This is a genomic window from Streptomyces sp. NPDC017056, from assembly GCF_044332485.1.
GTDB lineage: Bacteria > Actinomycetota > Actinomycetes > Streptomycetales > Streptomycetaceae > Streptomyces.
In genome coordinates, this window is sequence record NZ_JBIRPD010000004.1 from 67,109 (window position 1) to 88,980 (window position 21,872).

Here is a 21,872-nt window from a genome sequence, read left to right on the forward strand (position 1 = left end):
CCTCACCCCTCTTTCGTCTGGCCCCGCTCGAAGTAGCCGGCCAGCACCGGGTCCAGGGCCGGCACCTCGCGCGGGGTGCCGCCGTCGCGGAGCGAGGCGGTGGCCCGGTCGCCCGCCGCCACCGCCATCCGGGCCGCGACCGGCGAGGTGTCGGTGCGCCCGCCGTGCCGGACGAACCGCAGGAACTCGTCCACCAGCAGCGGGTCGGCGCCGCCGTGCCCCGCCTCGTCGTCCGTTCCCCCGGCCGGCAGCTCGTACACGGCGTCGGCGTCGGCGCGGTAACCGGACTGGCGGCTGTTCCACACCCGTACCGAGCCGCCCGGCCCGTCGCCGAAGTTCTCCAGGCGGCCCGCGTCGCCGATGACGGTGTAGTTGCGCCAGTAGTCGGGGCTGAAGTGGCACTGCTGGTACGCGGCCAGCACCCCGTTGTCCAGGCGCATGTTGACCAGGGAGACGTCCTCGACGTCGATCTCCGGGTTCAGCCCGCGCTGGCTGCCCGGCGGCCAGTGCTCGGCGTGCTCCAGCCAGTCCTGCGGCCGGGCCTCGCCGGGCGCCCGCCGCAGGCCGGGATCGGCGTAGACCATCAGGTCGCCCAGCGCCTGCACCTGGCGCGCGTAGCCGTTCGCGAGCCAGTGCAGCGCGTCCAGGTCGTGGGCGCCCTTCTGGAGCAGCAGTCCGTTGGTGTGCCGCCGCTCGGCGTGCCAGTCCTTGAAGTAGTAGTCGCCGCCGTGCCCGACGAAATGGCGGACCCACACGGTTTTCACCCGGCCGATGTCACCGCGCGTGATCAGTTCCCGCATCAGCCGGATGACGGGCATGTGGCGCATGTTGTGGCCGACGTACAGGCGGGTGCCGGTCTCGAAAGCGGTGCGCAGTATGGCGTCGCAGTCCTCGATGCTGGTCGCCAGCGGCTTCTCGACGAAGACGGGCCTGCCCGCGCGGAGGGCCTGGCACGCGAGGTCCGCGTGCGTGTGGTCGGGTGTCAGGACGAGCAGCGCGTCGAGGCCCGGGTGGCGCAGCAGCGCGCGGTGGTCGGTGAACGTCTCGGCGTCGGGGAAGCGGCGGGTGGCGTACGCCAACGCGTCCGGGTCGGTGTCGGCCACCGCGGCTACCCGGGCGCCGTATCCCGGCCGGTGGGCGGTGCGCGCGAGGTCGCCGCGCAGGCCGAAGCCGATGACTCCCAGGCGTAGATCGTCGGTCATGAGGTGCCTCCACAGGCTGACGGACTCCAAGGTCGGCGGGGTACGGGACCTGGGAACGGCGGGGCGGTGACGGCCGCGTGCCGCAGCAAACACGCCTCCCCCCGCCACCCCGTGGGAACACCGCCGGACGTCGTCCCGGCACCGTAGACCACGGGGGTGGTGAACGTATCCCGCGCGCTCCTACTCGTCGCATAAATGCACGGAGTTGATGTTTTGTGCGTCGTGCAGCAGGTATGCCAACGGGTATTGCACGCGGTAAACAACCGACGACGGTCCGGAACGGCCTGGGACGACGGCCATGGCGACCGGCGGCGCGCGCCGGGAGTGCGCCGTCCGGCGAGGCAGGGAGCAGCACAGCACGGGGGCGTTCAGCGGAGGAGGACTCGTCTTGCATCGCTACTTCACCGACCAGCGGCACGAAGCACTCCGGCGCCGGGTACGGGAGTTCGCCGAGCGCGAGGTCCGGCCCCGGATAGCCGAGATGGAGGCGGCCCGCACCGTCTGCCACGACCTGTCGCGCCTGATCGCCCGGCAGGGCTGGATCGGCGCGACGGTGCACCGCGCCTACGGCGGTATGGGGGCGGGGCACCTGGCCAAGACCCTGATCATCGAGGAGCTGGCGCGGGTGAGCGGCGCCATGGGCGCCATGGTGCAGGCGTCCCAGCTCGGCGCCGCGAAAATCATCCACTTCGGCACCGAGGAGCAGAAGAAGACCTGGCTGCCTGCCATCGCCTCGGGCGACTGCCTGCCGACCATCGCGGTCACCGAGCCGCAGTCGGGCGGCCATGTGCTCGGCATGACGGGTACGGCGGTCCGGGACGGCGGCGACTACGTCCTCAACGGGCGCAAGATCTACGTCGGCAACAGCCACGTCGGCGATCTGCACGGCGTCGTGATGCGGACGTCGGAGGGGCCGGCGGGCCTGTCGGCCTTCCTGGTGGAGGCGGGCAGCCCCGGTCTGCGCGTCGGCGGGCAGCGGCCGGCGATGGGGCTGCACGGCTTCGGCTTCGGCGAGCTGTTCTTCGACGACTGCCGGGTGCCGGCGGCGAACCTGCTGGGCCGGGAGGGCGACGGGCTGTCCGTCGCGTACTCCTCCAGCGTGCTGTACGGGCGCCCGAACCTGACCGCGGTCTCGCTCGGCATCCACCAGGCCGTGCTGGACGAGACCGCGCGGTTCTGCACCGAGCGGGAACGTTACGGCAAACCCCTCTCCGCGCTCGGCAACATCAAGATCAAGCTCGGCCGGATCCAGTCGCGGCTGCTGACCGCCAGGCTGGCCGCCTACCACGCCGTCCACCTGCTCGACCAGGGCGCGCCCTGCGACGCGGAGCTGATGAACGCCAAGCTGGTCAACGTCGAGACGGCGCTGGAGTCGGCGCGCGACGCGATGGACATCCACGCCGCCTGCGGCCTGTTCACCGACCGGCCGGTGGAGCGCTACCTGCGCGACGCGCACCACATCTTCGCCCCGGCGGGCACCTCCGACGTCCAGCTGCTGCGCCTGGGCGAGCTGGCCCTCGGCACGGCCAAGGGCGAGTGGTCCAGCCGGCTGTCGGACCTGGTGCGCAAGGAACCGGCGGAGGACGGCGCGGGCGGGGTGCCGGAGTCCGCCCCGGCCGGCCGGCACGGCTCTGTCCTGCGGGAGCGGGCGGAGTTGCGGCCGACCGGGTAGGGCGGCGGGGCACGCGCGCCGTTCACAGCTCCTCGGTGTGCTCACGTTCCATCCGGTGGATCTGCTCGACGAGTTCGGCGGCCATCGACTTGATGGTCTCCAGCCCCTCGCGCCCCCACGGGCGGCGTTCGAGGTCCACCACGCAGACCGTGCCGAGCGCCATGCCCGTACGGTCGATGAGCGGGGCGCCGAGGTAGGAGCGGATGCCGATCTCGTCCACGACGGGGTTGCCCGCGAAGCGCGGGTAGTCGCAGACGTCCTCCAGGACGAGCGCCTTGCGGCGGACGATGACGTGCGGGCAGTAGCCGTGGTCGCGGGCCATCACCCGGCCCGGCTGGGCGCTCGGCGGCGCGGGCCCCAGTTCGACGGGCGCCTGCTCGCCGCCGGGCGTGTAGAGGCCGGCGAAGTACTGCCGGTGCTCGTCGATGAAGTTGACCATGGCGTACGGCGCCCTGGTGGTACGGGCCAGCTTGCGCGCGAAGTCGTCGAAGGCGGGCAGCGGCGCCTCGCCGATGCCCAGGGCGCGGAGCCGGGCGACGCGCGCCGGGGCCTCGTGGTCCTCCGGGGTGAGCAGCAAGTGGCGCGTGGGGTCGTAGGAGGCGTACGACACGCGCGGGGCGGGACGGGTCACGGGAGCTCCGGGGTGGCGGCGAGGGCGGGGGTGAGCAGATGCTGGACGAGCGAGACCAGGACGTGGGTGGACGAGCTGCACTGGCGCGCGTCGCAGAGCACGACCGGGGTGACGGGGGCGAGGTCTATGGCGGCGCGCACCTCGTCCGGGGTGTAGTGGTACGAGCCGTCGAACTCGTTGACCGCGACGACGAACGCGATGCCGCGCCGCTCGAAGAAGTCGACGGCGGCGAAGCACTGGTCCAGGCGGCGGGTGTCGGCGAGGATGACGGCGCCGAGCGCCCCGTTGGACAGCTCGTCCCACATGAACCAGAAGCGTTCCTGCCCCGGGGTGCCGAAGAGGTAGAGGATGTGCTCGCGGCCGAGGGTGATCCGGCCGAAGTCCATGGCGACGGTGGTGGTGTTCTTGTCCTCGACGCCCGCCAGGTCGTCCGTGCCCACGCTGATCTGGGTGAGCAGTTCCTCCGTGCTCAGCGGTTCGATCTCGCTGACCGCCCCGACGAAGGTCGTCTTGCCGACGCCGAAGCCGCCGGCCACCAGGATCTTGAGCGCCAGCGGGAAGGGATCGGCGGCGAAGCCGGCGGACGAGCCGGCGGCGGCCGGGGGCCGGGCGTCGGCGGACGGGACGTCAGAGCCGTTTGCGTAGTCCATGCAACACCGCCTCCAGCAGGGCTCGGTCGGTACGGTTCGGGGGGCCTGACCCGCAGGCGGACACCGGCACGGGGGCGCGGGCGGCGAGCGCCCCGCAGTCGACGAGGTCGGCCAGCAGGACCTTGGTCACCACGGCGGGCAGGTGTATGTGCGCCGCGATCTCGGCGACCGACACCGGGCCGCCGCACAGCCCCAGCACCTGCGCGTAGTCGGGGCCCTGGCAGGTGACGGGGCGCTTGCCGGTGGCTATCACCATGGTCAGCAGGTCGAAGTGCGCGGTCGGGCGGGTACGGCCGTTGCTGACCGTGTACGGGCGGACGAGGCGGCCGGCCTCGTCGTCCAGCCACGGGATCTCGCGGCCCGCCCTGCGGCGGCGCCGTACCCCCACGGTCAGCGACCGCCCGCCGGCGCCTGCTGCCGTACCGGCGTCGCCAGGTACGGCCGTACGCTCTTGACCAGCATGCCCATCTCGTAGCCGAGCACCGCCACGTCGGCCTCCCGGCCGGCCAGCACGGCCAGGCACGCGCCGGACCCCGCGGTGGAGACGAACAGGAACGTCGACTCCAGCTCGACGACGACCTGGAGCACGTCGTCGCCGTTGCCGAAGCGCACCCCGGCGCTGCGGGCCAGGGAGTACAGGCCGGAGGAGAGGGCGGCCAGGTGGTCGGCGCTGTCCGGGTCGAACCCGTGGGCCGCCTTGACCAGGCCGTCGGAGGACAGCAGAAGCGCGCTCGTCGCGTGCGGTACGCGGTTCACGAGTCCGGTCAGCAGCCAGGAGAGGTCGGTCTGCCGGCCTCCCTGCAGGTGCGCATGCGCCTGTGCGTGCACGTCACTCACCATGGTTGCGGTCGTCTCCTCGGCCGGGTTCGGGCCTGTCGTGGCCGGCGTCGGCGCCGGCGCGGTAACTGTCGTAACCGTCGTGGTCGCCGTGACGGTCGTAGCTGTCGTCGGCGAGGCTGAGGCCGCGCCGGAACGCGGCCATCAGGCCGGGGTCGTGCTCGGGTTCGGGCGCGCCGTCGCGGCGCGCGGAGGGCAGGATCGGGTCGCCGCGCAGCTGGGGCACGAGGTGCTCCTGCTTGCGGCGGCGCGGGAGGCGCGGCCGGGCGCCGTCGTCCGGGACGGCGGGCGGCGCGGGGGGCAGCAGGACGGGGCCGGGAGCGGCGCCGGGCACGGGCGGCGCCGCCGGGTGCGGGTCCGTGCCGTGGTTCTCGGGGGCGAGGGGGTCCGGCGTGGGGGCGGGGGCCCGGTGTGTGCCGGTCGGGTGCCGGCCGTCGGCGGTCTCCGCGCGGGCCTGCACGGCGGGCGTGCCGGCGTGCGGGGTGTCGGCCGCGCTGGGCCAGGCTCCGTTGCCGTACCCGATGTCGGGCGGGTACGACCCGTCGCCGCCCCCGGCCACCGGCGCGCCGTGCGAGGTCCGTACGAGCCGCCGGTGCGGGGGGCGTTCGCGCGGCTCGGCGGGCTCAGCGAAGCCGTCGTCGTACGCGGCGTGGTGGCCGGCGGGGGCAGCGGGGCCCGCGCCGACGGAGCGCGGGGCCGGGGGCGCGTCCGGGAGGACGATGTCTCCCGCGTCCACGTACTGCTCGCCGCCCTGGCCCTGCTCGGGTTCCGCGCCGAGCAGCCCCTTGGGCATGACGAGGACGGCCTGCACCCCGCCGTAGATGTTGGTCTGGAGGCGGACCACGATGCCGTGCCGCCGCGCGAGCGAGGAGACCACGAAGAGCCCGATGCGCCCGTCGCTCAGCAGCTCGGCCACGTCGACGTGTTCGGGGTCGGCGAGCAGCCCGTTCATCCGGGTCTGCTCCGCCGGGGACATGCCCAGGCCGCGGTCCTCGACCTCGACGGCGAGGCCGGCCGTGACCAGTTGCGCGCGCAGCAGGACGTGCGTGTGCGGGGAGGAGTAGACGGTGGCGTTCTCGACGAGTTCGGCGAGGAGGTGGATGACGTCGGCGACGGCGTGGCCGCGCAGCGTGCCCTCGATGGGCGGCACCAGCTTGATCCGCGGGTACTGCTCGACCTCGGCGATGGAGGAGCGCAGCACCTCGGTCATGGTGACCGGGCGGCTCCACTGGCGGCGCGAGATGGCGCCGCCGAGGACGGCGAGGTTCTCGGCGTGCCGGCGGATGCGGGTGGCGAGGTGGTCGACGTGGAACAGGCCCTTGAGCAGGTCGGGGTCCTCGACCTGGTTCTCCAGCTCGTCCAGCAGCTCGATCTCGCGGTGCACCAGGGACTGCAGGCGCCGGGCGAGGTTGACGAAGACCTCGACCTTCTGTTCGCTGCCGCTGGCGTTGCTGCGGGCGATGGCCACCGCGTCGACGACCGCGGCCTCGGCCGCCCGGCCCGCCGCGGCCACCTCGTGGGCGAGCAGGTCGAGGGTGTCGCCGGAGGGCGGCGCGGCCGGTTCGGCCGCGCGCTGCGGGAGCCATTCGCCCTGCCGGACCCGGTGCAGCAGGTCGTACAGGTCGTGCTGGCTGCGGGCGCACACCTGGCGCAGCCTGGCGTAGCGGGCCACGGCGGCGCGTGCCTCGCCGGTGGCCGCCGTGGCGGCGGCCGTCACGACGCCGCAGACCAGGGCGCAGGCGCCGAGCAGTACGGCCCACTCGCGCCCGGCCAGTTCGGCGCCGCCGACCCGTACGATGAAGACGACGGCGGCCGAGCAGGTGGCGGCCACCAGGAGGCAGGGCACGGTGGCGAGCCGCACCAGGCGGGACCTTATGGCCGAGTCGGCGGCCGACTCGGGGAACGCGGCCCGGCCGTGCCGCCCGCCCTCCCGGTCCCGCCGCCGCGTGGCCGCGGGAGCGGGCTCCGTCCCCCGGGAACCGTGGGGCCCCAGGGGACCCTCGGTCTCCTGGGTGGCAGGGGTCCCCTGGGGGAATGCAGCAGGCATCAGCGCCCTCCGGATCGGCCGTCGGCAGTCGCGGAGCACGCACGCTAGTTGTTGCGGGGGTGGGTCACGGACGCACTTCGGGGTTTCGCCACCCCGCGCCACCTTCCCCCGAGGGGATCCCTCGCACGGCAGTGCGCTTCTTTACGAACAGCCGTTCACCCGGCGGCCGTTGTGACCTCCTCCGCGGCGCCCGCCCGGGCGTCGCGCGCCACCGCCCAGGACGGCCAGCCGTGCACAGGCGGCAGGGCCACCGCACGCCACCACGGGTCCACGATCTGCTCGTCGGCCGGCTCGAAGGGCTTGCCGGGCAGGGGCGCGGCCACCTTCGCGCCCGCCGCGCGCGCCGCCGCGACCGTCCGTTCCACCGGCTCGGCCCACGGGTGCGGCGCCAGGTTGAACGTCCCCCAGTGGATGGGCAGCAGCAGCCCGCCCGGCTCTCCGCCCTGGAGGTCCAGGTGGGCGCGCATCCCTTCCTCCGGCGTCATGTGGACGTCCGGCCAGAACTCGCTGTAGGCGCCGATCTGGACCATCGTCGCGTCGAACGGGCCGTGCTCCGCGCCGATCCGCGCGAAGCCGGGGAAGTAGCCGGTGTCGCCGCTGTGGCAGATCCGGTGGCCGGGCCCCTTCACCACCCACGACGCCCACAGGGTGTGCTGCGGGCCGCGCAGCCCGCGCCCGCAGAAGTGCTGCGCGGGTGTGGCGGTGAGCGTCAGCCCGCCCGCCTCCGCCGACTCGTGCCAGTCCAGTTCGGTGATCCGCTCCGCCGGCACGCCCCACAGTTCGAGGTCGGCACCGACGCCGAGCGGCACGAAGAACCGGGTGTCCGTACGGGCCAGCGCCCGGACCGTCGGCATGTCCAGGTGGTCGTAGTGGTCGTGCGAGATCACCACGGCGTCGACCCGGCCCAGTTCGCCGAGGGCGACCGGCACCGGGTGCAGGCGCCGGGGCCCGGCCCAGGCCAGCGGCGAGCAGCGCTCGCCCCACACCGGGTCGAAGAGCACCCGCCGCCCGTCGATCTCGGCGAGCACGGTGGAGTGCCCCAGCCACGTCAGCCGCAGCCCGGAGGCGGGCGGCTCGCCCCAGTCCGCCGCGGTCGGGCGGTGCACGGGTATCCGGCCGACCGGCATCCGGCGCAGCCGGCCCTCGCGGTTCAGCTGCGTACGGGCCATGGGCAGGGCGGAGCCCTGGAGCAGCTGTCTGGTCGGCACCGGGTTGCGGAACTGACCGTCGACGAACTGCGGGGACCGCCGTATTCGCGCCAGCCGCTCCCCGGTGGGCAGGGCGCCGAAGGCGGCGGGGCGGCGCAGCGCGAACCGTCCCGCGGGGCTCGGGGCGGCCGGGGTCTCACGTCGGGGTCGGTAGCCGGGCACGGCACCTCCATGGTCGAGGCGGTCACACGGTGATCGGGTCACCGCGAGGGGAACGGACCGGCGCGGCGGCGAGTTCCGGCCCGCCGGCCCGCCCGGGCTCGCGGCAGCGGCTGCTCCGGCACCCGGACACGACACGCCTTCCCCTTCCGTCGCGAACCACGCGCGGGAGCGCGGCATTCCGCCGTGGCGCGTAACGGTGCGGTCCGGCTTCCGTAGCGGCCCGGTACGGAAGCCGCGCGGCCGCTCCCCGGCCGCTGTGCGCTGGGGTGGTACGGGCCTACCGTCGTGCCATGAGCCAGACCCGGCCGCCGGCCCAGCCGCCGGAACACGAAGACGCCCCGGGCGGTGCGGGCCAGGAGGCCACACCTCTCACCAACACCGCCGACCTCGCCGGCCCCGGAGCCAACACGGGCCTCGCCGACGTACAGAACCCCGCGGGCCTCACGGACACGAAGAACCTCAAAGACCACACCAACGCCGCGGAACCCAGGCCACCCACGGGCCCGGCCCGCTCGCTCCCGGGGCCACCCACCGGGCAGGCCGCCCCGCCACCGCCCGTGGCGCGCGCGGCGCCCCACCTGTCCCGGCCCGGGGTACGCCTGGTGGCCGCGCCCCTGGGCGTCACGCTCGGCCTGCTGGCGGTCGCCGCGTTCGGCACCGGCTTCGTCGGCCGGTTCCGGGCCGCCGAGACGCCCGAGGCCCGCTCCTTCACCTCGCTGCTGGAGTTCGACCTGTGGAGCGCCCTGGTCGGCGCCTCGATCGCGCTGTACGTGGCGGTGGCCTACGCGATGGCGTACGCGGTGCGCCAGCGCTGGCGGCACCCGGTGGACCGGCCCGCGCCCTGGGCCGTCGGGGTGCTGCTGGCAGGGGCGTTCCTGTTGATGGGCGCCGTCTTCGGGGTGCTGCGCTTCTTCATGCCGCCCGGCACGACGCCCGTGCCCCTCGACGGGCTGTGGTGGCGCATGCCGCTGCTGCTCGTCCTCGGGATGCTGGCGGCGGTCCCCGGGGCGGTGGGCCTGTGGGACGTACAGTGCCGGCTGCTGCGGCTGAGTCGGCGGCTGCCCACCGAGCCGGACGTCCTGCCGCCGGTGGGCGCGCTGCGCGAGCTGGACCGGGCGTGGCGGGACGCGCTGCGCTTCCTGACCGGCGGCAGCCTGATCATTTCGACGGCGGTGGTCGACGCGGGCGCGCTGCGCAACGCCCTGCTCGCCCACGGCATGTCGCAGCATGCCTTCCCCGCCTCTTCCGTGCTGCTCTACGGGGCGTTCTTCAGCGTGATGTTCGCCCTGGTCTTCATGCCGGTCGTGGTGCTGTGGCGGTCGGTCGCGGGCCGTCTGGTGGAGGCGACGGTCCGCATCCCGGAGGCCGACGAGCTGACCGAGGAGTGGGTCGAGCGCCGGGCCCGGCTGGTGGCCTTTCTCCGCCTGAACGTTTCCCTGCCGAAGGTGCTGGCCCCGGCGTTCGGCATCCTGGCGCCCCTGGCCACCGGCGTGATCAGCCTGTTCCTGCCCGGCGGCGGTCAGTGACGCGGGCCGGCGCCGCGCCGGCCCGTACGGTCAGGCCGCCCGGCGCAGCGGCTCGACGGTCGCGGGGGGGGGGCCGGGGCCCCCCCCCCGCCGCCCCCCGCGGGGGGGCGCGCCCCCGCCCGGGGGCGGCCCGCGGGCGGGGCGGGGCGGGGGGCCCCCCCGGGGCGGGGGGGGGGGGGGGGGGGGGGGGGCGCGGCCCCCCCCCCCCCGCGGCAGCAGGAGGGTGCGCAGGACCATGCGCGGGGCCATCAGGCGGGACGGCGGGGCGGTGAGGCACAGGACGTCGCGGAGGACGGCGCCGACGACGGGGTCGGTGACGGCGCGCTCGGTGAGCCGGCGCATGTACCGGCCGGCCAGCCGCTCGCGGAGGCTCGCCCGGGCCCCGGGCCCGCTCGCGTAGGGGCGGTCGGCGCCGACCGCCGTGACCCAGGCGGCGTCGGCGGCGCGGGCCACCGCGCGCTGCGCCTCGCCCGCGAGACCCGGCCGCAGGCCGCCGGACTCCAGGACCCGGCGCAGCGCCCTGGCGCCGAGCGCGGCCACCGACATGCCCTGCCCGTAGATGGGGTTGAAGGTGCAGTTGGCGTCCCCCAGGACGACGAAGCCCTCGGGCACGGCGCCAGGCCGCTCGTAGTGGCGGCGGCGGTTGGAGGTGTCCCGGAAGCCGTGCACGGGCGAGACCGGTTCGACGTACGGGAGCAGGCCGTGGATGTACGGGTCGCCGACGGTCGCGGTGAAGTCGGCGAACCCCTGGCCGTCGGTCGGCGGGTGGTGGCCGCGGATCCCGGCGGCGGTCAGCAGCCACTTGCCGTCCTCGACCGGTACGTACACGGCGCCGCGCGGGCTGCCCGGCCAGGCGGGGATGTTGGCGCCGGCGTCCGGGGCGCCGGCCGGGCCGGTGGGCCGGAAGATCCGGGTGGCGTACGCGATCCCGGCGTCGACGGTCTCTTCCCGCGGGGCGGCACGGCCCAGCCCGGCGAACCACTGCGGGGCCTTGGAGGTGCGTCCGGAGGCGTCGACGACGAGCGCGGCGGCGATGTCCCGCCCGTCCGCGCCCTCGCCGGCCGGTTCCCCGTCGCCGTGGCCGACGCGCGTCCGTACCCGTACCCCGGTGACCCGGCCGGCGTCGCCGGTCAGGCCGACCGCCTCGGTCGCCTCCAGCACCTCCAGCCGGGTCGCGGACCCGGCCGCGGCCTGGAGGGCGCGTTCCCGTACGACGCTGTCGATCACCGGGCGGGTGGCGGACAGGCACGAGTGGCGCCGCTCGTCGAAGCGGAGCTGCCAGCCCACGGCGGTGCGGGTGACCAGGTCGCGCGGCAGGTAGAGGGTGCGGGCCCCGGCGTCGGTGAGGGCCTGCACCGTGCCGGGCAGCAGTTCTTCCAGGGCGCGTTGGCCGCCGCTGAGGAAGACGTGCAGGTGGCGGGCCTGCGGTACGCCCTTACGGAAGGTACGGCCGGCCGGGTAGCGGTCGCGTTCGACCACGGTGACGGCGTCCACGTGCCCGAGCAGGGCGGTGACCGCGAGCATCCCGGCGAGCCCGCCGCCGATGACGACCGCGTGCCGCTCCCCCGCCGTTCCGGCAGCCTGCCCCGGCATCTTCCGCCCCCGTCCCGCCACTCGGGTGACCGCTTTGGCCCGGCGGCAGCGCCGCCGGACGTCCACCGCCTCTCAGCCTCGGCCGCCGGGCCGGGGCTGTCAATCGCCGGTGCCCGGCCCCCGCTTCCGGCCCACGCCTCCGTAGAAGATGGTGTCGTTCAGCTCCGCCGGGCCCGGCGGCGGGCCGTCCGGGCGCCACAGCGGCACCCGCACCACGCCCGGGTCCAGCAGCTCGAACGGTCCGAAGAGGGGCTCGACCTCGGCCTTGGTGCGCAGGTTCAGGGTGGCCGTCGCGTTCTTGTAGACGTCCAGCACGCCGTCGCGCGCCTGCTCGTCGGTCCGGCCCTGCGTGTACGCCTCGTACGGCTCGCCCGTCGCGTGGGACATCACCAGCATGCTGCCCTCCGGCAGCGCCCGGGCCAGCCTGGCCACGATCCCGGCCGGGTCCTCGTCGTCCCGGACGAAGTGCAGGACGGCGACCAGCAGCAGCGCCACCGGCCGGTCGAAGTCGATCAGCTCGCGCACGGTCGGGTGGCCGAGGATCGCCTCCGGGTCGCGCACGTCGGCCAGCACGAACCCGGTGTCCTCGGTGGTGGTCAGCCGCGCGCCCGCGTGGGTGGCGACGATGGGGTCGTTGTCGACGTACACGACCCGTACGCCGGGCGCCGTCTCCCGGGCCACCTCGTGGGTGTTGGGGGAGGTCGGGATGCCCGTACCGATGTCGATGAGCTGCCGGATGCCGCTGCCCACCACGTCGCGCACGGCGCGGTGCAGGAAGGCCCGGTTGGCGCGGGCGCTCAGCCGTACCTGCGGGTGTGCCGCGATGACGCGCTGCGCGGCTTCCCGGTCGACCTCGTAGTTGTCGCGCCCGCCCAGGTAGTAGTCGTACATCCGGGCGGGGTGCGGCCGGCTGGTGTCGATCTCGTCGGCCTTGAAGGCCGCCGCGTCCTGGAGCCCCCGCGAGCCGTCCTCGTCCCACGAGCCGACCACGGCCCGGGAGAATTCCGCTTCCTTCACGCCGTCCTCCGTTCGGTACCGCACGTGCCGGGTGCGGCGGCGAGCAGGAAGTCGGCCTCGCCCGCCTTCGCGCCCTCGATGAAACTCTTGATCTCGCCGTGGGTGTAGATCAGGGCCGGGCCGTCGGGGTCGGTGGACTGGCGCAGCGCCACCCGTCCGTCCCCCAGCCGCAGCGCCTCCACGCACTCGCCGCCGTTGCCGCCGCTCCACGGCTTGCGCCAGCCTTCGCGGCCCAGCTCCGTGGCGGGCATGCCGTTGTAGATGCGTATGCGATCCATGGTTCAGATCTCCTTGCGAAAGCCGCCCAGAAGGGCCTCGGTGGTCTGCGCCGGCGCGGCTTGCGCGCACATCCGGTCGAGCGCCTCCAGCAACTGCGAGACGTCGTCGCGCTGGTCGAAGTACACGGCGCCCACCAGGTTCTCCGTGTACGCGATGTCGGGCAGCTCCGGGATGGGAAACCGGAAGATGTGGAACGGCCCGTACATCGAAGGGTGGGGTCCGGCCGCGAACGGGATGATCTGGAGCCGGACGTTGGGCAGCGCGGTGGCCTCGGCCAGCCGTGCGATCTGGTCGCGCATCACCCGCGGCCCGCCGATCGGGCGCCGGAAGACCGTCTCGTCCATGACGATCCAGAGCATGGGGGCGTTCTCGCGGGTGAGCAGCGACTGCCGCTCCAGGCGCAGCGCGACCGCGCGGTCGATCTCCTCGCGTGCCGCGTGCGGCTTGCCCGCCCGCAGGACGGCGCGCGCGTACTCCTCGGTCTGGAGCAGGCCGGGTACGTAGTGGGGCTGGTAGCCCCGGATGAGGTTGGCCTCGCTCTCCAGGCTCACGTACGCGCTGAACCAGTCGGGCAGGACGTCGCGGAAGTGGTGCCACCAGCCGGGCCGGTTGGCCTCGCGGGCCAGTTTGAGGAAGCCGTCGATCTCGTCCTGCCCGGTGACCCCGTAGGTCGCCAGCAGTTTCTCCACGTACGGGATCTTGAGGCCGACCTCGGCCTTCTCCATGCGCCGTACCGTGGCGTGCGTCACATCGAGGGCGCCGGCCGCCTGCTCGTAGGACAGCCCCGCCTTCTCGCGCAGGTCCTGCAGCCTCTTGCCGAGCACCACCCGCAGGACGGTCGGAGCGCCACCCGACCGTGCATCCGCCACTTCTGTCCCCCTCCAACCGACGTGAGTGATCAGCAGTGTGTCATGTCGTCAGCAGACCGAACAGACTGCGTTTGCGATTCTGCAAATTACACATTGATCCTTGCCATCGGTGACCAACATCGCACATAGTTGCGGAGTGGCTTCCTCCAACAACGCTCCTTCGTTAGGGCGCTGTGGCGGCTTCATCGCCGAGCGTCTCCAGGACGCGTTCCACTTGCCGGCGCGCCGCACCTCCGTCCCGGAGGCGCGCAGACGCGCACTCGCGGTACTGCACGAGTGGGGCGCGGCACAACAGGTCCGCGACGACGCCGAGTTGGTGGTTTCGGAACTCTTCACCAACGCCGTGCGGCACACCGACAGCGACAAGGTCGGGTGCGAACTGACGCTCCTCGGCGCCTTTCTGCGCGTGGAAGTCACCGACCAGGGCCGGGGCACCTCGGCGCCGCACGTACAGCCCGGCAGCGTGGACAAGGAATGCGGCCGCGGCCTCTTCCTCGTGGGCGCCCTCTCCGAAGCCTGGGGCGTACGCCCCGACCCCACCGGCCGCGGCCGCACCGTCTGGGCCGACCTGCCCTACGGGCGCGCCGCACACTGAACCGCCGCCCGCGCGGTGACCACGGACGGCGGCAGGAGCAGCGGGGCTCTACAGGGGAAGCAGGTCGGGCCGCTTCGGCTCGACGTGATCGCCGGAGGATTCGCCGCGCAGCCGGCGGCCGATCCACGGCACCAGGTGCTCACGCGCCCAGTGGATGTTGTCCCGCCGCGCCTCGGCGGCGGACCGCTCGGCCTCCGGCGGCCAGGGCTGGTCCGGGTCGGCCGGCACGTCCAGGCCCAGCACCTGCGCGGCGCGCAGCGCGACCCGGGTGTGCCCGTCGGCCGACAGGTGCAGCCGGTCGTCGCTCCAGGCCCGCCGGTCCTGCACGGACTTCAGCGACCACAGGTCCAGGACCGGGCAGTCGTGCCGGTCGGCGATCGCCCGTACGTGCGCGGTGTACGTCGCGATCCTGCCGCGCAGATGCCGCAGCACCGGCACGCCGCGGGTGTCGAACCCCGTGCACAGCAGCACGGTGCCGACCTTCTCCCGCAGGTCGGCGACGGCCGCCTCGTAGCGCTCGGCCACCGCGTCCGGGTCCGAGCCCGGCCGCAGGATGTCGTTGCCGCCGGCGCAGAACGTCACCAGGTCGGGGGCGAGCTCCTTGGCCCGCGGCACCTGTTCCTCGACGATCTGGTCCAGCAGCCGGCCGCGGACCGCGAGGTTGGCGTAGCGGAATCCGCCCTCCGCGCGCCGGTCCGACAGGAGAACCGCCAGCCGGTCCGCCCAGCCGATGTACGCCCCGTCACGGCCGGGATCCCCGACCCCCTCGGTGAAGCTGTCCCCGACGGCTGCGTACGACCCGATGGCGCCATATGCGCCACTGCTCATCTTCTTCGAATCGTCTGCCACGTCAGGACATCCTTCACCCCCGGAAGTGACTTACGCCACCGTAACCAGGGGTTGACGTGGGGTGATTAATACCACCCGGTCAAATTCTGCTCAAGTCGGAATAAGGAACGCGCAGGGCGGCCGACCACATTCGGCCGTTCGGGACCGTACGGGCGTGGCCGGACGACAGCCTCCGGCACCGCGTACGGCGCGGGCGACCGGCCGCCGACGGCCTGATTGCCGGCTGAACCAATGTCGTATCGTCGGAGAGGCCCGCCTCGTCGACGAGCAGCGTCGGCGACCGATACGGAGGAGCGCCCGTGACGCAGCAGACCCCGGAGGTCCCGTCGACCGACCCGGAGCTCGCGGAGGTGCGCAACTTCCGTGACGTGGGCGGGCTGCCGACCGTCGACGGCCGCCGGGTGCGCAAGGGCCGGCTCTTCCGCAGCGGGCACCTGGCGTCGGCCACCGAGGCGGACGCGGCCTTCCTCGCCGGCCTCGGGCTGCACACGGTCTTCGACTTCCGCAACGCCGCGGACATCAAGCTGGAGGGCCCCGACGTCACCCTGCCCGGCGTACGGAACGTGAACATCCCGCTCACCGACCCGGCCGACGGCGCGGAGTTCTGGGCGATGGTGCGCGACGGCGAGCTGGGCCACCTGCGTACGGCGCTGGGCGACGGCAAGGCGGCGGGCCGGATGGCCGAGACCTACCGCAGCATCATCACCACCCGCACCGCCGACCACAGCCGCGTCCTGCACGCGCTCGCCGAGGACAGCGTCCCCGCCCTCATGCACTGCGCGGCCGGCAAGGACCGGGCGGGCCTGTCCATCGCCGTCACCCTCCTCGCGGTAGGCGTCGAACCGGCAGCCATCGAGGCCGACTACCTGGAGTCCAACGCCGCACACCGCCGCTACAAGGTGCGCCGCTCCGACAACTCGGTGGCGGGCATGTCCCCCGAGGTCATGGAACTCCTCGCCCCCCTCTTCGACGCCCGCGCCGAATACCTGGCCGCGGCCTTCGACACCATCACGACGACCTGGGGCTCCACGGAGACCTACCTGAGCGAGGGCCTGAAACTCTCCCCGGAGACCCGCGAGCGGCTGCGGTTCCAGCTGTTGGAGGACTGAGTTCCCGGCCCTGGTGGCGGGCACCGGCCTGCGGCTTCCTCAGGGGAGGCCGCGGGCCGGTCGCGTTTCGGGCTCCGGTGACCTAGCTCAGTTCCTCGTGGGCAGCGCCTTCAACAGCGTCCGTCCGAAGTCCCACATCAGGCCGCCCCCTTGGTGCGCGTCGTCCATGACGGCGGTGAAGGCGTCCACGAAGCGGTCGACCTCCCGTTCGCCGATGGTCAGGGGCGGGATCAGCTTGATGACCTCCAGGTGGTCGCCGGAGACCTGGGTGAGGATGCGGTGGTGCTGGAGGAGGGGGACGACGACCATCTGGGCGAAGAGGCCCTTGCGGGCGGCCTGGAGCATGGCCCAGTGGCCGCGGAGCCGCAGGGATTTGGGGCGGCCGAACTCGATGCCGATCATCAGGCCGCGGCCGCGTACGTCGTGGAGGAGTTCGTAGCGGTCGGTGAGGGCGGCGAGCCTGGTGCGCAGCAGGTCGCCGGTGTGGCGGGCGTTGGCGACGATCTGTTCGTCCTCCATCACCGAGAGGACCGCCAGGCCCGCGGCCATCGCCTGGGCGTTGGAGCCGAAGCTCGCGGAGTGGACCAGGACGCGGTCCATGGACGAGTAGACCTTCTTGAAGATCCAGTCCTTGCCCAGGGTCGCGCCGACCGGGATGTAGCCGCCGGAGAGCGCCTTGGCGACGCAGACCAGGTCCGGTTCCACGCCGTCCTCGTGCTGGTAGGCGAAGAAGTCGCCGGTGCGGCCCAGGCCGGTCTGCACCTCGTCGGCGATCAGCAGGGCCTTGTGCCGGTGCAGGAGTTCCTGGGCGGCGCGCAGGTAGCCGGGCGGGGTGGGGTGGACGCCCTTGCCCTGGATGGGTTCCACGACGAAGGCCGCCACGTCGCCGCGGCGCAGTTCCCGTTCCAGTGCCGCGAGGTCGCCCAGCTCGACGGCGGTGTCGGGCAGCAGCGGCGCGAAGCCGTCGCGGAAGCCGCTCTCGCCGTTGACCGAGAGGGCTCCGGTGGTCAGGCCGTGGAAAGCGTGGGAGCAGTACAGGACGCGCGGCTTGCCGGTGGCGTAGCGGGCGAACTTCAAGGCGGTCTCGACGGCTTCGGTGCCGCTGTTGCCGAAGAAGACGCGGTCCAGGTGGGGAGTGTGGGCCAGCAGCTTCTCGGCGAGCAGGCCGGGCAGCGGCTGGCAGTCGAAGCGGGTCAGGTCGGCGAGCTGGGCGTCCAGGACGTCGTGCAGCGCCCGGCGGACGACGGGGTGGTGGCGGCCCAGGCCCATCACCCCGAAGCCGGCGAGCATGTCGAGGTAGTCCCGGCCGTCGGCGTCCCAGAAGTAGGCGCCCTCGGCCCGCTCGTAGACCTTGTCGAAGCCGATGGTGTGCAGCATGCGCGGCAGTTGGTGGTTGACGTACTTGGCGTGCAGCGCGTAGCGCTCGGCGCCGCGTTCGGCGAGCAGCTTGGTCAGGTCGAAACCGGTCACGATCCGTTCTCCGTCACGAGTCGTTCTCCTTACGGGCCGGCGAGGCGCCGATGCGGCCTGCGATCTCGGCCGGGGTGAGCCCGATGTCGGCGAGCACCTCGCCGCGCTTGGCGTGTGCCAGGAACTGCCCGGGGATGCCGAAGGTCCGCAGCGGTACGTCCACGTCCGCGTCGCGCAGGGCCTGGCCGACCGCCGACCCCACTCCCCCTTCGCGGCTGTTGTCCTCCACGACGGCCACCGAGCCGTGCCGCGCGGCGAGCCGGGCGATCGCGGGGTCGACGGGCTTGACCCAGCGGGGGTCGACGACCGTGACGCCGAGGCCGCGTTCGGCGAGCAGTTCGGCGGCCCCCAGGCAGACCGGGGCCATCACGCCCACCGAGACCAGCAGGACATCCTCGCGCTCGCCGCGGCCCAGTACGTCCACGCCGCCGACGCGCTCCAGCGCCGGGACCGGTTCGCCCACCGACTCCTTCGGGAAGCGCAGCACGGTCGGCGCGTCGTCCACGTCGACGGCCTCGCGCAGCTGGACGCGGAGCTGGTCGGCGTCGCGCGGCGCGGCGATCCGCAGACCGGGGACGACGCCGAGGACGGACAGGTCCCACATGCCGTTGTGGCTGGGCCCGTCCGTGCCGGTCACGCCGGCCCGGTCGAGGACGAAGGTGACGCCGCACCGGTGCAGCGCGACGTCCATCAGGACCTGGTCGAAGGCGCGGTTAAGGAAGGTGGCGTAGACGGCGACGACCGGGTGGAGGCCGCCGGTGGCCAGGCCGGCCGCCGAGACGGCCGCGTGCTGCTCGGCGATGCCCACGTCCCACGTACGGTCGGGGAAGGCCGCCGCGAACTTGCCGAGGCCGACGGGTTGCAGCATGGCCGCCGTGATCGCGACCACGTCCGGGCGCTCGGCGCCGATCTTCACCATCTCGTCGCCGAAGACGGAGGTCCATGACGGCGGGCCGGGCGGCGCGACGGGGGCGCAGGTCAGCGGGTCCATGGCGCCGACCGTGTGGAACCGGTCGGCCTCGTCCTCCAGCGCAGGCCGGTAGCCGCGCCCCTTCTCGGTGAGGCAGTGGACCAGTACGGGCCCGTGGAAGCGGGCGGCGCGGCGCAGCGCGGACTCGACGGCGGCGATGTCGTGGCCGTCGATCGGGCCGACGTATTTCAGGCCGAGGTCCTCGAACATGCCCTGCGGGGCGAAGGCGTCCTTGAAGCCCTTCTTCGCGCCGTGCAGCGATTCGTACAGCGGCCGGCCCACGACCGGGGTGCGCTGCACGATCTCCTTGCCCCAGGCGAGGAAGCGTTCGTAGCCGTCGGTGGTGCGCAGGGTGGCGAGGTGGTTGGCGAGGCCGCCGATGGTGGGCGCGTAGGAGCGCTCGTTGTCGTTGACGACGATGATCAGGGGGCGGTCCTTGGCGGCGGCGATGTTGTTCAGCGCCTCCCAGGCCATACCGCCGGTCAGCGCGCCGTCCCCGATGACGGCGACGACGCGGTCCCGCCTGCCGCGGACCTGGTTGGCCTTGGCCAGGCCGTCGGCCCAGCCCAGCACGGTGGAGGCGTGGGAGTTCTCGATGACGTCGTGCTCGGACTCCTCTCGGGAGGGGTAGCCGGACAGGCCGCCCTTGCCGCGCAGCTTGGAGAAGTCCTGGCGTCCGGTGAGCAGTTTGTGTACGTACGACTGGTGGCCGGTGTCCCACAGGATGCGGTCGGCGGGCGATTCGAAGACCCGGTGCAGGGCTATGGTCAGCTCCACCACGCCCAGGTTGGGTCCCAGGTGGCCGCCGGTCCGCGCCACCGCGTGCACCAGGAACTGCCTGATCTCCTCGGCCAGTTCGCCGAGGGAGCCGCCGGGAAGCGCCTTGAGGTCACGCGGGTCGCGGATGTGTTCCAGCATCGGCATGCTCGGTCCCCCTCCTACGGGTACGGCCTCTACGGGTTCAGCTGACGCTCACGTCGGGGGCGCCGGGCAGCACCACTCCTTCGGCCTCCATGCCCGCCGCGATCTTCATGGCCTCTTCGATGAGGGTCTCGACGATCTTCGACTCGGGCACCGTCTTGATCACCTCGCCCTTGACGAAGATCTGGCCCTTGCCGTTGCCGGACGCGACACCGAGGTCGGCCTCGCGGGCCTCGCCGGGGCCGTTGACGACGCAGCCCATGACGGCGACGCGCAGCGGCACCTCCATGCCCTCCAGGCCCGCGGTGACCTCGTCGGCCAGCTTGTACACGTCCACCTGCGCCCGCCCGCAGGACGGGCAGGAGACGATCTCCAGGCGGCGGGGCCGCAGGTTCAGCGACTCCAGGATCTGCAGGCCGACCTTCACCTCCTCGGCCGGCGGCGCCGACAGGGAGACGCGGATCGTGTCGCCGATGCCCTCGGAGAGCAGCGCGCCGAAGGCGACCGCGGACTTGATCGTGCCCTGGAAGGCCGGCCCGGCCTCGGTCACGCCCAGGTGCAGCGGGTAGTCGCACCGGGCGGCGAGCTGCCGGTAGGCGTTGACCATCACGACCGGGTCGTTGTGCTTGACCGAGATCTTGATGTCGCGGAAGCCGTGCTCCTCGAAGAGGGACGCCTCCCACAGGGCGGACTCGACGAGCGCCTCTGGCGTGGCCTTGCCGTACTTCTCCAGCAGGCGCTTGTCCAGCGAGCCGGCGTTGACGCCGATCCGGATCGGCGTGCCGGCGTCGCCGGCCGCCTTCGCGATCTCCTTGACCTTGTCGTCGAACTGCTTGATGTTGCCCGGGTTCACGCGGACCGCCGCACACCCGGCGTCGATCGCGGCGAACACGTACTTCGGCTGGAAGTGGATGTCGGCGATGACCGGGATCTGCGACTTCTTCGCGATCACCGGCAGCGCGTCGGCGTCGTCCTGGGTCGGGCAGGCGACGCGCACGATCTGGCAGCCGGACGCCGTCAGCTCGGCGATCTGCTGGAGGGTCGCACCGATGTCCGCCGTGTTCGTGGTGGTCATCGACTGCACCGAGACGGGGGCACCGCCGCCCACCGGCACCGGCCCGACCTGGATGCGGCGCGAGACGCGCCGCTGCGCCAGCGGCCGGGCCGGAACCTCGGGGAGCCCCAGTGCGACGCCGGTACCGGAGGTACTGCCTCCGGGAGGCTCACCAGTGCTCATCACGTCACCCGCGGTTTCCTGCGACGGTCTCGCGGGCGGCGCGCAGGGACTCCTTGAGGGAGCCCATGGTGGCCAGGACGGCGGTGGGCTCGTAGCCGCAGTGCGCCATGCAGTTGGCGCAGCGCGGGTCCTTGCCGCGGCCGTACTTGTCCCAGTCGGTCTCCTCGATCAGCTGCCGGTACGTGGGGACGTACCCGTCGCTCATCAGGTAGCAAGGGCGCTGCCAGCCGAAGAGGGAGTAGTTGGGGATCGCCCACGCGGTGCAGGGGAAGTCGGCCTTGCCTTCCAGGAAGTCCAGGAAGAGCGGGCTGTGGTTGAGGCGCCAGCGGCGCCGGTTGCCGCCGGCGAAGGCCTTCTTGAACAGCTCCCTGGTCTGCTCGACGCCGAGGAAGTGCTCCTGGTCGGGCGCCTTCTCGTAGGCGTAGGCGGGCGAGAGCATCATCTCGTCGACCTGGAGGTCGTCGTTGAGGAAGTTGAGCACCTCGATGATGGTCTGCGGGGTGTCGGTGTTGAAGAAGGTGGAGTTGGTGGTGACCCGGAAGCCGCGCCGCTTGGCCTCCCTGATCGCCGCCACGGCCTCGTCGAACACGCCTTCCTTGGCCACGGACTCGTCGTGGCGCTCGCGCATGCCGTCGATGTGCACGGCGAAGGCGAAGTACGGGGAGGGGGTGAACTTGTCCATCTTCTTGCGGAGCAGCATCGCGTTGGTGCACAGGAAGACGTACTTCCGCTTGGCCACCAACTGCCGCACGATCTCGTCGATCTGCGGGTGCATCAGGGGCTCGCCGCCCGCGATGGAGACCATCGGCGCACCGGATTCCAGGACGGCGCCGACCGCCTGGGCGACCGGCATGCGCTGTTTCAGCACACCGGCCGGATGCTGGATCTTCCCGCAGCCCTCGCATTTGAGGTTGCACGCGAAAAGGGGTTCCAGTTCGACGATGAGCGGGAACTTCTCCCGCTTGCGCATTTTCTGTTCAAAGAGATACGTACCGACCCGGATGGACTGGCGGAGCGGCATGGCCATC

General features: G+C 73.1%; 20 protein-coding genes. 4 read left to right on the top strand and 16 right to left on the bottom strand.

Annotated features, from left to right (window positions below):
- Positions 1 to 2 precede the first annotated feature (2 nt).
- Positions 3 to 1,202 carry a Gfo/Idh/MocA family protein gene (locus ACH4OW_RS08775; RefSeq protein WP_398026108.1) on the bottom strand — a complete coding sequence of 400 codons (1,200 nt, stop codon included), beginning with the start codon at positions 1,200 to 1,202 and terminating at the stop codon, positions 3 to 5.
- Between the two features lie 388 nt (positions 1,203 to 1,590).
- Here ACH4OW_RS08775 and ACH4OW_RS08780 point away from each other — a divergent pair, with 388 nt between their 5' ends.
- Positions 1,591 to 2,874: an acyl-CoA dehydrogenase family protein gene (locus ACH4OW_RS08780; RefSeq protein WP_398026110.1), complete on the top strand. Its 1,284-nt coding sequence runs from the start codon at positions 1,591 to 1,593 to the stop codon at positions 2,872 to 2,874.
- A 22-nt stretch (positions 2,875 to 2,896) separates the two neighbouring features.
- On the opposite strand, the gene ACH4OW_RS08785 is transcribed toward ACH4OW_RS08780, so the two are convergent.
- From ACH4OW_RS08785 to ACH4OW_RS08810, 6 genes are all read right to left on the bottom strand, one after another.
- Entirely contained in the window at positions 2,897 to 3,505 is a 609-nt protein-coding gene (locus ACH4OW_RS08785; protein ID WP_360140598.1) for a GAF domain-containing protein, read from the bottom strand.
- Positions 3,502 to 4,155 carry an ATP/GTP-binding protein gene (locus ACH4OW_RS08790; protein WP_360140601.1) on the bottom strand — a complete coding sequence of 218 codons (654 nt, stop codon included), beginning with the start codon at positions 4,153 to 4,155 and terminating at the stop codon, positions 3,502 to 3,504. Before ACH4OW_RS08790 ends, ACH4OW_RS08785 begins: the two co-directional genes overlap by 4 nt.
- Positions 4,133 to 4,543 (bottom strand): DUF742 domain-containing protein, encoded by a 411-nt coding sequence (locus tag ACH4OW_RS08795; RefSeq protein ID WP_360140604.1) that lies wholly within the window; start codon positions 4,541 to 4,543, stop codon positions 4,133 to 4,135. The genes ACH4OW_RS08790 and ACH4OW_RS08795 overlap by 23 nt, the downstream gene beginning before the upstream one ends.
- A 2-nt stretch (positions 4,544 to 4,545) precedes the next feature.
- Positions 4,546 to 4,995 carry a roadblock/LC7 domain-containing protein gene (locus ACH4OW_RS08800; RefSeq protein WP_360140607.1) on the bottom strand — a complete coding sequence of 150 codons (450 nt, stop codon included), beginning with the start codon at positions 4,993 to 4,995 and terminating at the stop codon, positions 4,546 to 4,548.
- The gene (locus ACH4OW_RS08805; protein WP_398026113.1) at positions 4,985 to 7,039 is read right to left on the bottom strand and encodes a sensor histidine kinase; all 2,055 of its coding nucleotides are present in this window, start codon (positions 7,037 to 7,039) and stop codon (positions 4,985 to 4,987) included. Before ACH4OW_RS08805 ends, ACH4OW_RS08800 begins: the two co-directional genes overlap by 11 nt.
- A 155-nt stretch (positions 7,040 to 7,194) precedes the next feature.
- A complete protein-coding gene (locus tag ACH4OW_RS08810) occupies positions 7,195 to 8,409 on the bottom strand; it encodes an MBL fold metallo-hydrolase (RefSeq protein WP_398026115.1) in 1,215 nt (404 codons plus the stop codon).
- A gap of 290 nt (positions 8,410 to 8,699) precedes the next feature.
- On the opposite strand from ACH4OW_RS08810, the gene ACH4OW_RS08815 reads away from it, so the two are divergent.
- The gene (locus ACH4OW_RS08815; protein WP_398026117.1) at positions 8,700 to 9,935 is read left to right on the top strand and encodes a hypothetical protein; all 1,236 of its coding nucleotides are present in this window, start codon (positions 8,700 to 8,702) and stop codon (positions 9,933 to 9,935) included.
- A 30-nt stretch (positions 9,936 to 9,965) separates the two neighbouring features.
- Here ACH4OW_RS08815 and ACH4OW_RS08820 read toward each other — a convergent pair whose 3' ends face one another.
- From ACH4OW_RS08820 to ACH4OW_RS08835, 4 genes are all read right to left on the bottom strand, one after another.
- Complete coding sequence (locus ACH4OW_RS08820; RefSeq protein WP_398026119.1) at positions 9,966 to 11,528, bottom strand: NAD(P)/FAD-dependent oxidoreductase; 1,563 nt, start codon at positions 11,526 to 11,528, stop codon at positions 9,966 to 9,968.
- Between the two features lie 99 nt (positions 11,529 to 11,627).
- Entirely contained in the window at positions 11,628 to 12,518 is an 891-nt protein-coding gene (locus tag ACH4OW_RS08825; protein WP_398026631.1) for an SAM-dependent methyltransferase, read from the bottom strand.
- A gap of 23 nt (positions 12,519 to 12,541) precedes the next feature.
- A complete protein-coding gene (locus tag ACH4OW_RS08830; RefSeq protein WP_360141431.1) occupies positions 12,542 to 12,823 on the bottom strand; it encodes a DUF397 domain-containing protein in 282 nt (93 codons plus the stop codon).
- A 3-nt stretch (positions 12,824 to 12,826) separates the two neighbouring features.
- Positions 12,827 to 13,693: a helix-turn-helix domain-containing protein gene (locus ACH4OW_RS08835; RefSeq protein WP_398026121.1), complete on the bottom strand. Its 867-nt coding sequence runs from the start codon at positions 13,691 to 13,693 to the stop codon at positions 12,827 to 12,829.
- Between the two features lie 136 nt (positions 13,694 to 13,829).
- Between ACH4OW_RS08835 and ACH4OW_RS08840 the strand changes: the two genes are divergently transcribed.
- Positions 13,830 to 14,288, top strand: coding sequence for an ATP-binding protein (locus ACH4OW_RS08840; protein ID WP_360141425.1), 459 nt, complete (start codon positions 13,830 to 13,832; stop codon positions 14,286 to 14,288).
- A 48-nt stretch (positions 14,289 to 14,336) separates the two neighbouring features.
- Here ACH4OW_RS08840 and ACH4OW_RS08845 read toward each other — a convergent pair whose 3' ends face one another.
- Complete coding sequence (locus ACH4OW_RS08845; protein ID WP_360141422.1) at positions 14,337 to 15,137, bottom strand: SGNH/GDSL hydrolase family protein; 801 nt, start codon at positions 15,135 to 15,137, stop codon at positions 14,337 to 14,339.
- Positions 15,138 to 15,436: 299 nt separating this feature from the next.
- Between ACH4OW_RS08845 and ACH4OW_RS08850 the strand changes: the two genes are divergently transcribed.
- On the top strand, positions 15,437 to 16,246 hold the full coding sequence (locus ACH4OW_RS08850; RefSeq protein WP_398026123.1) for a tyrosine-protein phosphatase: 810 nt from the start codon (positions 15,437 to 15,439) through the stop codon (positions 16,244 to 16,246).
- Between the two features lie 87 nt (positions 16,247 to 16,333).
- Here the strand turns inward: ACH4OW_RS08850 and ACH4OW_RS08855 are convergent, their stop codons facing one another.
- From ACH4OW_RS08855 to hpnH, 4 genes are read right to left on the bottom strand one after another with little or no spacing between them, the layout of a single operon-like run.
- Entirely contained in the window at positions 16,334 to 17,716 is a 1,383-nt protein-coding gene (locus ACH4OW_RS08855) for an aspartate aminotransferase family protein (protein ID WP_360141416.1), read from the bottom strand.
- 13 nt (positions 17,717 to 17,729) lie between these two features.
- Entirely contained in the window at positions 17,730 to 19,610 is a 1,881-nt protein-coding gene (gene dxs, locus ACH4OW_RS08860) for a 1-deoxy-D-xylulose-5-phosphate synthase (protein WP_398026126.1), read from the bottom strand.
- Positions 19,611 to 19,647: 37 nt separating this feature from the next.
- Positions 19,648 to 20,844, bottom strand: a complete 1,197-nt coding sequence (gene ispG / locus ACH4OW_RS08865; protein WP_398026128.1) for a flavodoxin-dependent (E)-4-hydroxy-3-methylbut-2-enyl-diphosphate synthase — start codon at positions 20,842 to 20,844, stop codon at positions 19,648 to 19,650.
- Between the two features lie 4 nt (positions 20,845 to 20,848).
- The gene (gene hpnH / locus ACH4OW_RS08870; RefSeq protein WP_398026130.1) at positions 20,849 to 21,871 is read right to left on the bottom strand and encodes an adenosyl-hopene transferase HpnH; all 1,023 of its coding nucleotides are present in this window, start codon (positions 21,869 to 21,871) and stop codon (positions 20,849 to 20,851) included.
- Between the last annotated feature and the right edge of the window lies 1 nt (position 21,872).